Below are 14,054 nucleotides of genomic sequence, written 5' to 3'. Positions count from 1 at the left end.
CGCACATCTCTAAGGTGGGGGTAAGCTTCCCACCCACGTCATGAGCCGCCATACTTGCTTGTGGCAGCAGGCCATGCGCGGGAGCAGCGGGCCATGATCGAGACCTATCAGCGGATCGACGAGCAGACGATGTCTCTCGTGCAGGAGTTCGCGCGCCAGTACGGGTGCTCCGACGCGGTTGCGCTGAAGTACCTGCTCAAAATCGGAAGGTACCCCCAAGAGGCCGGTGAGGACGATGAGGCCTACGCAGCCCGGCTGGAGCGGCTGCCGGATCCTTACATTTCAGCCTATCGAGCAGTTGAACCCGCCAATGATGATTGAGGTCGCGGACGAAAAGGTCGCAGCGGCCGCAATTGTCTCCAAGGCCGGGGGCTGCTCGCGGGTGGGCGTTCGGGGTGAATCTGCGCCCGGAGGTCTCTGCGACGATACCCGGCCGCCGTATTGTCTTGCCCGACTGGCACACGCGCTTCGTCGTAGCCAAGGAGAATGGGATTGCAAAGACCAACTACCCGGCGTTTCGAGTATGATCGTGCTGAACGTTGGGCCGATGGTGTTATCCATGGGCTTGGCATCGTCCTAGGGCTTGTTGCCGTTGGGATGCTCGTCGCCGCGATGCTGCCCGACCCATCGCCTTCAGACCTGATCCCTGCCCTGATCTATGGCGTCGCGATGATAGCGGTGCTGGTGATCTCGGCAGCCTACAACATGTGGCCGATCTCGCCTGTAAAGTGGTGGCTACGCCGCTTCGATCATGCGGCAATCTATGTCTTGATTGCCGGCACCTACACGCCATTCCTGACGCGCATGGGCAGTGCCCTCATTCCGCAAGTTGTCATGGTTGGTGTCTGGGCGGCTTCCCTGATCGGGATCATTCTCAAGCTCGCGCTGCCCGGGCGGTTTGATCGGCTGTCGATCGGCCTCTACCTCGTGATCGGCTGGAGCGGGGTTGTCTTGTGGGATCACATTCTCGTATTCCCGAGCGCGACCCTGTGGTTACTCGGCGCCGGCGCTTTGCTCTACACCACCGGCGTGATTTTCCACGTGTGGGACAGCCTACGCTTTCACAACGCAATCTGGCACGCCTTTGTGCTTGTGGCGACGGCGTGCCACTACGGCGCTGTGTTCTCCTCGGTCATGACGCAGAGCGTATGATGGGCACCCTTCCTCTCGTTCAGTTTGGGGGAAGCTCAGCAACACCGGCCTTTGTTTCGTTATGTAACTATAGGGCAACCATCGAAGCAGGATCACACGCGTCCGATAAGCCGCATCGCCCATGGACTGTCCTCGGGCTCCGGCACTTTGCAGCCAGCCATGGACGGGTGAGGCTCCCCTTCTCATCACGGGTGGGTGCAGACACTCTGGCGCGATGCTGCCTGAAGCTGTGACTTGTGCCCACCCTATTAACACAGCGCTTACGGACCTGCCGGATAGTACCCGTCCATATCCAGCAAAGGAGACACCATGAGTGACGTCGTTGGAATTCCGGGCAATCGGATCCGCTCGTTTGTCGAGCGCATCGAGCAGATCGAGAACGAGATCAAGGACCTGACCGAGGCCAAGAAGGAAGTCTTCTCCGAGGCGAAGGGCGAGGGCTTCGACGTCAAGATCCTCAAGGAGATCATCAAGCTGCGCAAGCAGGATCAGGACGAGCGCGACGAGCACGACAGCCTGCTCGACGTCTACATGCGGGCCATGGCTGAAGCCGACCCAACCCCTGCCGCCGAGGCGGCCTGATCCGCTCGCCCCATTCAGTGATGGCAAGGCTGCCTCATCCGGCGGCCTTTCTGTTCACCTCCACGCGAAACGATGCATCTGTCGCACATCGCTTGAGATTACTCGCCGTCAGCGGTTTGAGAGATGGAGCGTCAATGAAGGTCACACGAGTGTTGGCGCCCGCGGTGACGCGCCGCACAGCCTCTGTGCGGGAGCGGGCGTCACGTGAATGACATTCCGAGCCAGAACGTGACGAAGGCAAGCGAGCTGATGATGGCGGCCCACTCTGATGCTGTCAGCCGGCCCGATCCTGACCTTGATGAATTGCCTGAGGCCATCGTAACCCCCTCGCCTGGTGCGTCCTCGTTGCGGCCAAGGACATCGCGGTGCTTGATACCAACGATCCCAAGACTACAGCGAGACGCTCGGCCTCGATGTGCTGCGAGACACATTTCCTTTCAGATCGGCATTGCTCGCGGAGATTGCCGGAGTGAGCGCTCAGTTCCGTGAAGCACTATTTCGGCTGAGGCTGCAACGGCTCAACCCTGATGTCGAAGTGCAGCACGTCCTCGCGAGTCCCAAGCGTCTCGTAGAGCGCAGTGGCTGGATCGTCGCCATAATCGGCTTGCACATCGATGACCCAAACGCCACGCCGAGCGGCAATCTCGCGTAAGTGCTTGATCAGGGCTGTCGCGACACCCTGCCGTCGAAGTTCGGCGCTGACGGCCAAGTCATAGATGTATAGCTCGCGACGTGCCCTCTCGAACTTGTCGAGTTCGTAGCCGACGAGCCCGCCGAGAACCTCCTCGCCCTCCATTGCCACGAGCGCCACGACTGTTCCTTCGCGAGCAGGCCCTCGAGGTAAGCGTCACTTGGCGGTTCGGCCCGTAGGTCTGCGGGTCGGCAAATGCGTCACCGAATAAGGCGTTTAGCTTGCGAAGAAGCCCGATATTAGCGGGCATGAGACGGCGGAGGGTGAAGGACATGGGGGCCATTCTCTGCATCTAGGACTGCTGCGCTGTCGGGAAACCCGCTTTGGTGGCGATGAAATCAGTTGGAGGTGACTCACCCCGTCTTTGCAGCCTCATTGATATGCACGTCCTCCAATCATTTCGACCGGCGGAAGACGAGGCTGAGATTGTTGGCGGGCATCTGAGCGCGTTCGACGAGGTCCAGTCCGTGCGCTCTGGCCAGGTCTGCCACTGCTTCCAAGTCACGCACACCCCATTCCGGATTGCGCCGCCTGAGGTCCAGGTCAAAAGCTTCATTGCTTGGAGCTGTGTGAGCGCCGTTCTCCTTGTAGGCCCCGTACAGATAAAGCACCCCTCCAGGGGCAAGTACCTGCCCTGCTCCGGCCATTATCCCCTGGGTCGCCTGCCAGGGGGAGATGTGGACCATATTGATGGCAACGATCGCAGCAACCCGCTCCACAGGCCATTCCGGGGTTGCGGCATCGAGGACGAGCGGCGCGAGCAGATTAGGCAGGCCTGAGGCCGCCTGATGAGCGGCGATGCTCTTGAGGGCTTGCTCATCGCGGTCGGTGGGCTGCCAGGTCAGATGAGGGAGGGCTGCCGCAAAGTGAACGGCGTGCTCACCGGTGCCACTGGCAATCTCCAGAACCTGCCCGGTTTGCGGGAGTACCCGGCGAAGCACACTCAGGATGGGATCGCGATTGCGGGCGACCGAAGGTGAGGTCAGTGCTTCTGCAGAGTCGGAGGGCTTCGTCATGCGCCAAAATATAGCGCAGGTCAGAGGAACATGCCTGAGCAGTGAAGCGAAAAAAGGTGTTGGAGACCCCAAGAACACTGCGAAGCAAAAGCCGGTGGAAACCCCAGAGACCTCCTTGTCATTCCCACGCACCAAACTAGAACAAACAAGGAACATTGAGGGCTGATTCCTATGCAACGCGGTCATTTGAGAAGGTCTCATCGCATCATGAACCCGGAAGTTGCCAACAGGCTTCTGGAGTTCCTACGCCCAACCCGTCATCTCCTCTCCCGCTCCTTGGCTGAGATCCCGATTGATGGTCCGGAATGCCGTCAGATCAACCGTGTCTTGCGAGAGATCGATGGGCTTGCCGAGATCTTGATCTGTGACGGGACTCATTTTTATCAAAAGGAACACGCCGCCCCCGACAGCGGTGCTGGATAGCCGATCCCTCGGTCAGCAGATCAGAGTTCGAAGCACGGCTTGACAATTATTTCCTTTAAACTTGAAATATTCCGACAACAATAAGTGCTCGGTGGGGGCAGTTCAAAATGCTCATCTGCAAGCAACGCTGAAGCCCGCTTCGGGTGGAATGCGGCGCATGGAGAACAGCATAAAGGCAAGCAAGGGATCAGGAGGTCTCACCATGTCTCGCTTCGCCAAGATCTGCTGCCACGAGGTTAGGCCTCAACTCGATCGCCGCTCCGTGCTGGCCGGAATCGTCGGTCTCATCGCTCTCGCCCCTCTCGCCAGCGCCCATGCAAAGGACGAACTGCCGCTACCCAACCTTGTTGGACCGGATGGGCAGGCTTCCGACCTCGCACGATCCATGACAGGACAGACGGTCAGAATCCGGGGCTATCTGGCACCAAGCCTCGATGGACGTGAGTTCGCCCTGTCTGAGGCTTCGCCAGGTGCCTGCCAGCTCTGTGGCGCGATCCATGATCCGGGTGCGACGATCACAATCCGTTCTGCTTCTACTGAAGGCGCTCTGCCGATCTTCGAACCTGTCCTCGTCGAGGGGCAACTCGCGGTGACTGGGCCAGCCGCCACAGTAGTCCTGTTAGACGCCAAGACGCGCACCGTCTGAGCCTGCACAGTTCTCCCACTCGTGAGACCAGGAACTTCCATCATGATCAGCACTCGTGCGCGTCACCTGTTGACCGCCAGCTTTCTGCTTGCCGGCTCCCTGCTCACTGAATCGGCCTGGGCACAGCCCGCCGATCTCATCCTTCACAATGGCAAGATCGTCACGGTCGACAAGAACTTCGCCACCTCCGAAGCCGTCGCCGTCCGCGGTGATCGCTTTGTTGCCGTTGGCGACAATGCAACCGTACTCAAGGAGGCCGGTCCCAATGCCCAGATCATCGATCTCGACGGACGCACTGTCGTGCCGGGCTTGATTGATACGCATCTCCACATGTCGATGGCGGCCTTGAACCGGCCCGCCGTAAAGCTGTTGGATGCTCGCTCGGTTGACGACGTGAAGAAGTTGATCGGCGAGCGCGTTACCCAGACGCCACCGGGCCAGTGGGTGATCGCCTCATCCGGTTGGCATGAGAGCCTACTCAAGGAAGGACGCCTTCCGACCCGGTATGAACTCGACGAGGTGTCGGCCAACAATCCAGTGTTCATTCCACGCGGCGGACATGTTGTCACCGTCAACAGCAAGGCCCTTGAGCTTGCTGGGATCAAAAAAGACACCCCTGATCCAAAGGGCGGAGTGATCGTCCGGGATCCGGCCACAGGTGAGGCCACTGGCGTCCTACTCGAAACAGCCGCGTACTTCGCTCGCCGTGCTCTTCCGCCGCCGCCCTCGCCCACCGAGCATGCACGCCTGCTCAGGGAGGCCATGCGAGAGCTCAACAGCTATGGTCTCGTCTCTGTCGTCGAGCCCGGGATTGATGAACGTACCATCCAGATCTATGCGCAACTGCGTGACGCTGGCGCGATGACGATCCGCACGGATCTGCTCTATCGTGCCCTCACCAAGGAGCAGGTGCAGAAGGGTTTGGCACAGGCCTCACTTCGCTCCGACGACATGCTTCGGTTTGCTGGAATCAAGTACCCGCTCGATGGCGGCGTTGAGGGCGCACGCCTTTATGAGCCCTATCAGATTGTGCCGAGTGAACAGCCGGATCCCAACTATCGTGGCGTCCTCCTTCTGCCGCCAGGAGGAGAGGATGAATACGTCGAGGGACTGAAGCTCGCCGCTGCGGCCAAAGTCCAGGTTCAGACGCATGCCGTGGGTGACGAGACGATCGACGTCATCGTGCGCTCCTATGAGCGGGTCAACGCTGACACGCCGATCAAGGACCTGCGCTGGACGATCATGCATGTGTTCCTCCCGACTGAAGGCGCGCTCAAGAAGATGAATGAGCTCGGCATCATGGCAACCGCACAGGATCACGCGGTGCTCCTTGGGCACAACCAACGGCGGTGGTGGGGCGACAAACGCGCAGGCTATGCCATCCCCATCCGGGCCATGCTTGACGCAGGTATGCATGTCGGCGGTGGAACGGATGGTCCAGTCGTTCCTGTGGATCCATTCCTATCTATGTGGTGGATGACAACGCGCGGTACGCTCAACGGCTATCAGCTTGGGCCGGAACAGGCGATCACTCCGCGCGAAGCACTTCAGCTCTACACCATTAACAATGCTATTGTCATGGGTGTGGAGAAGGATCGGGGCTCCATTGAGAATGGGAAGCTCGCCGATCTGGCAGTGCTATCCCAAGACATCCTTTCCGTGCCGCCACAGGCGATCCGCGAAACCAAAGCATTGATGACTATGGTGGGCGGAGACATCGTCTATCGGTCCGGGATCTAGCGCATCATGCGGAGAACTGGACTTGATTGTCCGCTCTTAGCGATGCGCTACTTGAGAGAGGGAGCATCGGAATTTGTCCCGAAAGTGCAAGTCCACTTTTGGGTCCGATACTCTAAGGGCTGAAGGTGCTCTCGCGGTCTGGCTGAGTTTGGGTTCCGACTTGAACATAATCGGGAGGAGACCGCCGCTGTGAGCTCGGTTTTCAGCGCGGCTCTCGAGAGGCCGCTTACAGCTCCAAGGATAGCTGGGGACTTTCCGACTCGTCATCCGTGTTCAGACCTGACAGGGATACTCCTAACAGGCGGACGGATTTGTTCAGAGGGAACAGCAACAACAGGAGATCGACACTGGCTTGGTCGAGCCTCAACCGGCTTTCAACATAACCGGGCAGCGTACGACTGCGAGTGATCTGCTGGAAATCCGAAAACTTCACCTTGAGCGTCACCGTCCGGCCTCGCACACCCGTCTGCTCGCAGTGCCGCCAGACTTTATCCACGATCGGCTGGAGCGCAGCCTTCATCTCCTCGAAGACAACGAGATCCTTCTCGAAGGTGTTCTCGGCTCCAATAGATTTGCGAATACGGTCGGGCTGGACCAGGCGATGGTCAACAGCTCGGGCAATCCAGTAGTAATGGGTTCCGGCCTTGCCGAAGCGTTCCTGCAGGAAGTCGAGCGACTGAGCTTTCAGATCCAGGCCGGTGACGATGCCGAACTCGTTCATCTTGCGGGCTGTAGCCGGACCGATGCCATGGAACTTGCCGACCGCAAGGCTCTCGACGAACGCTGGTCCCATTTCGGGCGTAATCACAAACTGGCCGTTCGGCTTGTTCTGATCCGACGCCATCTTGGCCAGGAACTTGTTGAAGCTGATCCCGGCCGACGCTGTGAGCTGGGTCTCCTCCCAGATCCTGGCCCGGATCTCCCGAGCGACCTGAGTGGCGTATGGGATATCCTTCCGGTTCTCGGTCACATCAAGATAGGCCTCATCCAGCGACAGCGGCTCCACCAGCGGGGTGTACTCGTAAAAGATCTCGCGGATCTGGCGCGAGACCTCGCGATAGACATCAAACCGCGGCTTCACGAAGATCAGCTCCGGGCATTTGCGGCGGGCCGTGACGGACGGCATGGCCGAATGCACGTCAAAGCGCCGGGCCTCGTAGCTCGCGGCCGCCACGACACCTCGTTCGCGGGAGCCGCCGACGGCGACCGGCTTGCCCCGCAGCTCCGGATTGTCCCGCTGCTCCACCGATGCATAGAAGGCATCGAGATCCACGTGCACGATCCGGCGCTGCGGCTCGTCAGACGATGACCGCGTTTCAGCCGGGACCTTTCCGGTATCCTCGGAGATGTTGAAATCTTCGCTCAACATCGGCTGCTCCGGCCTCCCAATGCCACGCTTCAAGGCTGTACTATTCTAACCAAAATCAGCACAAAGAGCGAACGCCCACCCTGTCCCTGGAGTGGCAATTCACAGCAACGTTCGTAGGCTGCGCTGCTCAACCAAACCCAGAGGACCGATGGCCGACAGTTCACCCTCACTGCCCCAGATCACTCAAGCCGTCAGGGAAGCTGCCGAGTAAGTAGGGGTCTGAGGCATTTCGGTTCAGCCGGCGACAGGCAAAGGGGACGCGCGGATCGCGCTTGAAGCGTCAGACTTTCTGGATCTAATTGAGCAGCTCAGACCCAAGGTCTTATACCTGACAGAACTCGTCTTCAGGGCCGAGAGCGATTCATCGAAGCACCCGAAGATGCATTGGAGGCTCGCCCCTTATCCGAGGCGCCCCCGGGTTCGGTCCCTCGTCGAGCCAGCCCAGGCGGAGGAACGCCAAATGCTTGGCCGGGGAACTCCGGCGGCAGCGGCGGATAGACAACTGATCGAACCTGGGAGGCGCTCAGGTTCCTGCAAGCACCTGAGATGCTGCAGCCCGCCAAGCGACATGCAACTCCATACTGGCGATTGCATGGGAAAGGCCGTCGGCGTCGATGGCGTTGCCCAGAGACACCGACCAAGAAAAATCGACTGCGGGCTGGCGATAGCCGCTACTCGGCAGGCTGGCACTATTGGTCTCAAGGTCGGCAAAGGCCTCGCCGAAAAGACGTGCAGCTCGCGAAGAAATCTGTGTGTCGTCCAGCGCACGACTGTGCGGCTCTGGAACCTGACCGCCTGGCTTAAGCTCCTGGGTTTTCAGACTGAGAGCTGATTAGTGTCACGATGCCGGGCGGACACATAATAAGAAGGTAGACGTTTGTTGCATGGCAAGGTTGGGGCCGATCCCGGACTGGAGATTCTTGCTTGGCGATGAGGATTGCAGACGTTCAACTGCTGCGATCCGGGTGGTGAACTGACCGAAGCTGGAACTGATTATCCCGTTACCTTGTATATATCGGCAAGGTCGCACAAATCCCAGTTCCCTCCAGTCAGCACCGCGCAAACTTTTTCATCCTGCTTGACTTCTATGGCGCCCGCCAACAAAGCTCCGACGCCGATCGAGGCGGCTGGCTCAGCGATCAATTTCGCATCCTTGGCAAGGGCACGCATCCCCGCGATGATGTGCTCGTCTTCAACGAGAACGATCTCGTCCACATACTTTTCGATAATCGGATACGGGTTTTGACCCGGAACGCTTATCCTCAGGCCATCCGCAATCGTGTTCTTCAAGGGAAGCGATGTGCGCTCCTTGTTTATCCGGCTGTGAAAATACTTTGGTGTCAAGGCGGGTTCTGCCCCTATAACGCGAACCGATGGTTTCGTTTCTTTTATAGCGGTAGCGATTCCCGAGATAAGGCCCCCGCCGCCTACGGGAACAATGACCGTGTCCACATCATACAGGTCCTGCAGTATTTCACACCCTATTGTTCCCTGGCCGGCCATAACCATTGGGTCCTCAAAAGCGTGAACAGCCGCGTATTTGTTTTCCTCAGCGATTTCATACACCCTTCTCCATCTGGCAGCGGTGTCGCCATCGAAAAGAATGACCTCTGCCCCGAGAGCTTTTGTGTTTTCGATTTTGATCTTTGGCGTGGTGACCGGAAGGACCAATATCGCTTTCACGCCCAGCATCCTGGCGGCATAAGCAAGCCCTTGGGCATGATTGCCCGAAGAGGTAGCAATGATGCCGTTTGCGATCTCATCTCTCGAGAGCGAAAGGGCCTTGTTCAGGGCGCCGCGAATTTTGAACGCGCCGGTAATCTGCAGGGTTTCAGGTTTGAGATATAGCTGACAACCAGCAGCTTTCTCTATTTTTTCCGCACGCAATAGCGGCGTGTGCCTGATGTGGGGTTTAAGCCGTTCCTGAGCTTCACGGATGTCCTGAATGGTAGGGTAGTTGCGCATGGTCATCACTCAAGAAACTGAAAGAAAGTGCCAACGTTATTATCTATTGCATTCTGGTAGATTTTGGTGGCTGTCGTATTGTCCTGTATGGCCATTCCCGTGGAATCGAAAATCGTGATTTCTTCATCACTTTCTCGTCCCGCCTTCCTTCCCAATAATATCTCACCAATCTCCGCGTGGATGTCGTCTTTGGTGATGATATTGCTATTCAGCGGGTGCCAGGTCTCGCCCTTTTCGGTGCATTGCGTGATCGAGTCGACGATGATTTTCGCGTTCCTGAAGAGCTCCGGATCCAGCTCCTGTTTGCCACGTTGATCTGTGCCGATTGCAACGATGTGTGTGCCGGGTTTCACCCAATGCGCTTCCACAAGCTCCCCTTTTCCCCGGGTCGTCGTAATCAAGATATCGGCCTGCTCAACCGCTTCCTTCTTGGAGCTTGCGACGATGACAGGAATGCCGAATTCGCGTTCGATGTCCGTCTTGAATTTGGAAAGCGTATCCAGGGTGCGGCTCCAAGCGTGGATCCCTTCGATCTTCATGACCTCGTTGATCGCTCGGATTTGCATTCTTGCCTGATTTCCTGTCCCGACTGATGCAATTTTCTTGGCATTTTTCCTTGCCAGTGCTTTGACGGAAACGGCTCCAGATGCCCCGGTTCTGAGACCAGTGATTAAACTTCCATCCATAACGCAAATCACCGCACCGCTCCTTGCATCAAACAGGAGAATGGTCCCCATGCCACTAGGCACGCCGTGTGCTGTTGGGTTATAAATGAACCCTCCAGAAGACGCTTTCATGGAGATCACTTCATTGGCTTTGTAGTAACCAAGCTTGAAGTCAATTTCTCCACGCGGTGATGGGAGATGTATCCCTATATAGTCAGGTTGCTCAACCTGATCACTGTTGAAGGCTTTGTATGCCTCTTCCACCGCACCGATGACTTCCTTCATGCAGATTAATCTGCTGACTTCCCCTTTCTTAAGCAGCAGTGTTTTCATTTGCATTGTCTCTCTATCTTTTAAATTCAGAGCATATGCCATATGCCCGCGGCCGAAAGCTTGACACTCTTCAAACAGATTCAAGGAGGCGCATGTTCGAACGTCGAGTAGGACATGTTGAGCTGGGGACGCCATGGAACAGCCCCGGTCGCCCCCTCTATCACTCTGCCGCCCCGCTTCGCCGGTGGTCTGGTACGGCTCGCCTCCTAGATCACGATAGATGTGGCAGATCGGGAAGTAGCCAAATAGCGCAGCAGCGAGCGTGCCCAGCATGCCGATCCCGGCCGCCACGATCAACAAAAACGTGATCACGATGATCAAACGGGATTTATTTGATGCTCATGTTCCTTGCGCGTCTCCCGGAATGCATTAGCTGAAGATACATGCAAGCAGTATTGCACGGGGTATGCAGCAGAAAATGTCGGATACTCCCCGAGTGCATAATTTTCAATGATTTCCACCCCGATCTGCGAAAGCTAATGCTACGAGCCTCAGGCTGACCTGATGCCGCTGTCGTTTCGATAGCGTGCAGGATCGAGCAGCTGCTGCATGCGCATCCGACACAAACTAATGAACCTGGTGCTGGGGGAACTCGGCGACCGCTGCACGCTGCCCAATGCCACCGTCGCCGGGCAGCCGCTCTATGAAAGCCTCAGTTTCAAGGCCATCGGCACACCATTCATTAGCATCAGGACATGATGGCCACCGTCGGGCCGGTTGCACTACCGGCGGGAGAAAGCATCCGCCTGGCCGAACTGGGCGACATCTCAAGGATCATTGAGGTGGCAAACTACAAGACGCCGCTCGGCTATCGCAACATCACCGGCCTGGGCGGCAAGAGGATCATCGCATCAAGCCTGCTATCGCGCCGCTGATCACCAAGCTTTTCGAATGGTATGTGCGGGGCGAAATTTCGCTGAAGGAAGCGGCGCGCAAGGCGCATGCAACGGAACCTGCGCGTCATTCCAGTTTATGATGACAGAAGAAGCAGGGATCCTACGCCGGTATCCCAGAATGACAGTCATAAGAGTATCCCATTGGGCACAGGAGATCTCTCTGATCGCGGCAGGACAGGCAAATCCGTCCCGTCAATCAGCTCTTCAGTCTCGCTGCCTGAGCGGCCCATTCATGGGGTTCGTTATTCCTTTTCCGAGTTACTGCAATAGTACCCCCACTCGTAAGGCGCGTTCTTGTTTGCAACTCTGGACTCGTGCATGTGACTGACTTCTTGGTAGCTCCAGACCACAATGTCACCGTTTCACCAAGCAATGACAGACGGAAAATCGACGAGACGATGGAGGATCTCTTCGATCTTCATGTTTGCCCAGCCGAAGGTAGGGTCGGGTGCGTACTAGGACCGCTCTACCCGCAACATGTACCGAAATGCGTCTTGTCTTAAGTGTAAAGTTCCGAACCTAAGTGCCTATGAGGCGCCTCCTATGGCGTAAATGTCGGATACTGATCTCCAACGGTACGATGCGGCCTTCTGGCATACGACGCCGTGATACGGGGTTGCTCGGCGCGTCATTGACAGCTGAGATGGCGCCGCCATCAGGCATCTGCGCACTGGCCGCCCAGACAATCAGTTAAATAGCAAAAGTCCTTAGAGGTCCTCCGATGCTGACCCATTCCATCCGCCTCCCGACCGATCGCGGCCTCACACGGATCGAGCACGACCTGCTGGGGGACTTGGCGGTTCCCGCCGACGCCTATTACGGCGTGCAGACGGCCCGCGCCTTGGCTAACTTCCAGATCACCGGCATTCCCCTATCCCATTTCCCCAACTTCGTGCGCGCGCTGGCGATGGTGAAGAAAGCAGCAGCTCGCACCAACTGCAAGCTCGGCCTTCTCCCGAAAAGATTGGAAGCTGCGATTGCAGCGGCCTGCGACGAAGTGATTGCCGGACAATGGCACGACCAGTTCGCCGTCGACATGATCCAGGGTGGCGCCGGTACCTCCACCAACATGAACGCCAACGAGGTGATCGCCAACCGCGCCCTGGAACTTATGGGCTACGAAAAGGGGCAGCACGAGCACCTGCACCCCAACAATCACGTTAACCTGTCGCAATCTACCAACGACGTCTATCCGACCGCCCTCCGGCTGGGCATTCTCCTGAGTTACGGCGAACTTACCGAGGCGATGGAGTGCCTTTGCGCGGCATTTCAAGCGAAGGGCGAGGCGTTCGCGCATATCATCAAGATGGGGCGCACCCAGCTTCAGGATGCGGTCCCAATGACCCTTGGCCAAGAGTTTCGCGCCTTCGCGACCACCATGCGCGAAGATGTGGAGCGGGTGCGGGAACTGGTTCGACTATTCCGGGAAGTCAATCTGGGAGCGACCGCCATCGGGACCGGCATTAATACGGATCCGGGCTATGCGCCACTCGTGGTTTCCGAACTCTCCGAGATCAGCGGCGAATCCCTGCTGCTGGCGGCAGACCTCATTGAAGCTACCTCGGATACCGGTGCCTTCGTCACCTTTTCGGGCATCCTGAAACGCACTGCGGTGAAGGTCTCCAAGATTTGCAACGATCTGCGCCTCCTCTCCAGCGGCCCGCGCGCAGGATTGGGAGAAATCAACCTGCCGCCGGTACAGCCGGGTTCTTCCATCATGCCAGGCAAGGTCAATCCGGTAATTCCGGAGGTGGTCAACCAAGTGGCCTATCAGGTCATCGGCAACGATCTGACAGTCACGTTTGCGGCCGAAGCCGGGCAGCTGCAGCTCAATGCTTTCGAGCCGGTGGTCGCTCTCAACATTTTCCAGTCCATGCGCCTCATGACCCATGCCATGACGGCGCTGGCAGAGCGCTGCATCAAGGGAATCACCGCCAATGAGGATCATTGCCGGAGACTGGTCACCCACAGCATCGGCCTCGTGACCGCGCTGAACCCGGTCATCGGCTATCAGAACGCGACCCGCATCGCGCAAAAGGCGCAGGCCACAGGCTGTGGCGTTGCCGACCTCGTGTTAGAGGAGGGTCTGCTCAGCCCGGTTGAACTCGATGACATTCTGCGGCCAGAAAACATGACGCAGCCGCGCAAGATCGCACCCCTCCCATCGAACTGACGGAAGACAATCATGTTCATCAGCGCTCCGAAAGAAATTAAAGTCCATGAATACCGCGGTGGGCTCACCGGTTCTGTCGAAAACTCGAAGGATAGGCATTTTCTAGCGGTAGTCCGCATCATGGCGGTGGTTCCAAGCCATTGATTTTCGAGCAGCCAGTCCGTGCAGAGCAGCTGGGACTGGCAAGTAAAAACCGAATTTGGGACAGAACCCAGTTCTAGCGAGGGGATTTTGAATACAGTTGGAAGTGACGCTTGGAGGAAGATCTACGACGTGCCGTCCGAGTGGACGCACCGCGCCTATGTTCCTTGCGCCTCAGGCACAAAAGACGCTGTTCAGATCGATCCACTTCATTCTTCTGGCCCTATAGTGGAAGAGCTATCGCGCTGATTCCGGAGAGAAG

The 14,054-nt window shown here is 57.8% G+C and carries 12 protein-coding genes and 1 pseudogene; 8 read left to right on the top strand and 5 right to left on the bottom strand.

Annotated elements, in window-relative coordinates:
* Nucleotides 1-93 precede the first annotated feature (93 nt).
* The 3 genes from JO965_RS35515 to JO965_RS35505 all read left to right on the top strand — a co-directional run bounded on the left by JO965_RS35515 (nt 94) and on the right by JO965_RS35505 (nt 1,734).
* On the top strand, nt 94-321 hold the full coding sequence (locus JO965_RS35515) for a hypothetical protein (protein ID WP_203446635.1): 228 nt from the start codon (nt 94-96) through the stop codon (nt 319-321).
* 165 nt (nt 322-486) lie between these two features.
* The gene (locus JO965_RS35510; protein WP_203446634.1) at nt 487-1,152 is read left to right on the top strand and encodes a hemolysin III family protein; all 666 of its coding nucleotides are present in this window, start codon (nt 487-489) and stop codon (nt 1,150-1,152) included.
* A 309-nt stretch (nt 1,153-1,461) separates the two neighbouring features.
* On the top strand, nt 1,462-1,734 hold the full coding sequence (locus JO965_RS35505; RefSeq protein WP_203446633.1) for a DUF2312 domain-containing protein: 273 nt from the start codon (nt 1,462-1,464) through the stop codon (nt 1,732-1,734).
* 493 nt (nt 1,735-2,227) lie between these two features.
* Here the strand turns inward: JO965_RS35505 and JO965_RS48465 are convergent.
* Nucleotides 2,228-2,699: pseudogene (locus JO965_RS48465) on the bottom strand (AAC(3)-I family aminoglycoside N-acetyltransferase).
* 121 nt (nt 2,700-2,820) lie between these two features.
* Nucleotides 2,821-3,441 carry a DUF938 domain-containing protein gene (locus tag JO965_RS35495; protein ID WP_203446632.1) on the bottom strand — a complete coding sequence of 207 codons (621 nt, stop codon included), beginning with the start codon at nt 3,439-3,441 and terminating at the stop codon, nt 2,821-2,823.
* A 625-nt stretch (nt 3,442-4,066) separates the two neighbouring features.
* Here JO965_RS35495 and JO965_RS35490 point away from each other — a divergent pair.
* Together JO965_RS35490 and JO965_RS35485 are read left to right on the top strand one after the other, a co-directional pair.
* Nucleotides 4,067-4,510: a hypothetical protein gene (locus JO965_RS35490; RefSeq protein ID WP_203446631.1), complete on the top strand. Its 444-nt coding sequence runs from the start codon at nt 4,067-4,069 to the stop codon at nt 4,508-4,510.
* A gap of 42 nt (nt 4,511-4,552) precedes the next feature.
* Entirely contained in the window at nt 4,553-6,250 is a 1,698-nt protein-coding gene (locus JO965_RS35485) for an amidohydrolase (protein WP_203446630.1), read from the top strand.
* 226 nt (nt 6,251-6,476) lie between these two features.
* On the opposite strand, the gene dinB is transcribed toward JO965_RS35485, so the two are convergent.
* From dinB to JO965_RS35470, 3 genes are all read right to left on the bottom strand, one after another.
* Nucleotides 6,477-7,619, bottom strand: coding sequence for a DNA polymerase IV (dinB, locus tag JO965_RS35480; protein WP_203446629.1), 1,143 nt, complete (start codon nt 7,617-7,619; stop codon nt 6,477-6,479).
* Nucleotides 7,620-8,612: 993 nt separating this feature from the next.
* On the bottom strand, nt 8,613-9,590 hold the full coding sequence (locus JO965_RS35475) for a threonine/serine dehydratase (protein WP_203446628.1): 978 nt from the start codon (nt 9,588-9,590) through the stop codon (nt 8,613-8,615).
* Nucleotides 9,590-10,582 (bottom strand): ornithine cyclodeaminase family protein, encoded by a 993-nt coding sequence (locus JO965_RS35470; RefSeq protein ID WP_203446697.1) that lies wholly within the window; start codon nt 10,580-10,582, stop codon nt 9,590-9,592. Before JO965_RS35470 ends, JO965_RS35475 begins: the two co-directional genes overlap by 1 nt.
* Before the next feature lie 549 nt (nt 10,583-11,131).
* Here JO965_RS35470 and JO965_RS35465 point away from each other — a divergent pair.
* The 3 genes from JO965_RS35465 to aspA all read left to right on the top strand — a co-directional run bounded on the left by JO965_RS35465 (nt 11,132) and on the right by aspA (nt 13,651).
* Nucleotides 11,132-11,281 carry a hypothetical protein gene (locus JO965_RS35465; RefSeq protein WP_203446627.1) on the top strand — a complete coding sequence of 50 codons (150 nt, stop codon included), beginning with the start codon at nt 11,132-11,134 and terminating at the stop codon, nt 11,279-11,281.
* Complete coding sequence (locus JO965_RS35460; protein ID WP_203446626.1) at nt 11,278-11,457, top strand: hypothetical protein; 180 nt, start codon at nt 11,278-11,280, stop codon at nt 11,455-11,457. The genes JO965_RS35465 and JO965_RS35460 overlap by 4 nt, the downstream gene beginning before the upstream one ends.
* A gap of 742 nt (nt 11,458-12,199) precedes the next feature.
* On the top strand, nt 12,200-13,651 hold the full coding sequence (gene aspA / locus JO965_RS35455) for an aspartate ammonia-lyase (RefSeq protein ID WP_203446625.1): 1,452 nt from the start codon (nt 12,200-12,202) through the stop codon (nt 13,649-13,651).
* Nucleotides 13,652-14,054 lie beyond the last annotated feature (403 nt).

It is taken from the genome of Microvirga sp. VF16, from assembly GCF_016864375.1.
Classification (GTDB): domain Bacteria; phylum Pseudomonadota; class Alphaproteobacteria; order Rhizobiales; family Beijerinckiaceae; genus Microvirga.
This window is presented reverse-complemented; position numbering and strand designations above follow the sequence as displayed.

Excerpts from the sequence above, each read along its gene's own strand:
- JO965_RS35515 (WP_203446635.1), top strand. The coding sequence starts at position 94 with ATGATCGAGACCTATCAGCGGATCGACGAGCAGACGATGTCTCTCGTG.
- JO965_RS35510 (WP_203446634.1), top strand. The coding sequence starts at position 487 with ATGGGATTGCAAAGACCAACTACCCGGCGTTTCGAGTATGATCGTGCT.
- JO965_RS35505 (WP_203446633.1), top strand. The coding sequence starts at position 1,462 with ATGAGTGACGTCGTTGGAATTCCGGGCAATCGGATCCGCTCGTTTGTC.
- JO965_RS35495 (WP_203446632.1), bottom strand. The coding sequence starts at position 3,441 with ATGACGAAGCCCTCCGACTCTGCAGAAGCACTGACCTCACCTTCGGTC.
- JO965_RS35490 (WP_203446631.1), top strand. The coding sequence starts at position 4,067 with ATGTCTCGCTTCGCCAAGATCTGCTGCCACGAGGTTAGGCCTCAACTC.
- JO965_RS35485 (WP_203446630.1), top strand. The coding sequence starts at position 4,553 with ATGATCAGCACTCGTGCGCGTCACCTGTTGACCGCCAGCTTTCTGCTT.
- dinB (WP_203446629.1), bottom strand. The coding sequence starts at position 7,619 with ATGTTGAGCGAAGATTTCAACATCTCCGAGGATACCGGAAAGGTCCCG.
- JO965_RS35475 (WP_203446628.1), bottom strand. The coding sequence starts at position 9,590 with ATGACCATGCGCAACTACCCTACCATTCAGGACATCCGTGAAGCTCAG.
- JO965_RS35470 (WP_203446697.1), bottom strand. The coding sequence starts at position 10,582 with ATGAAAACACTGCTGCTTAAGAAAGGGGAAGTCAGCAGATTAATCTGC.
- JO965_RS35465 (WP_203446627.1), top strand. The coding sequence starts at position 11,132 with ATGCGCATCCGACACAAACTAATGAACCTGGTGCTGGGGGAACTCGGC.
- JO965_RS35460 (WP_203446626.1), top strand. The coding sequence starts at position 11,278 with ATGATGGCCACCGTCGGGCCGGTTGCACTACCGGCGGGAGAAAGCATC.
- aspA (WP_203446625.1), top strand. The coding sequence starts at position 12,200 with ATGCTGACCCATTCCATCCGCCTCCCGACCGATCGCGGCCTCACACGG.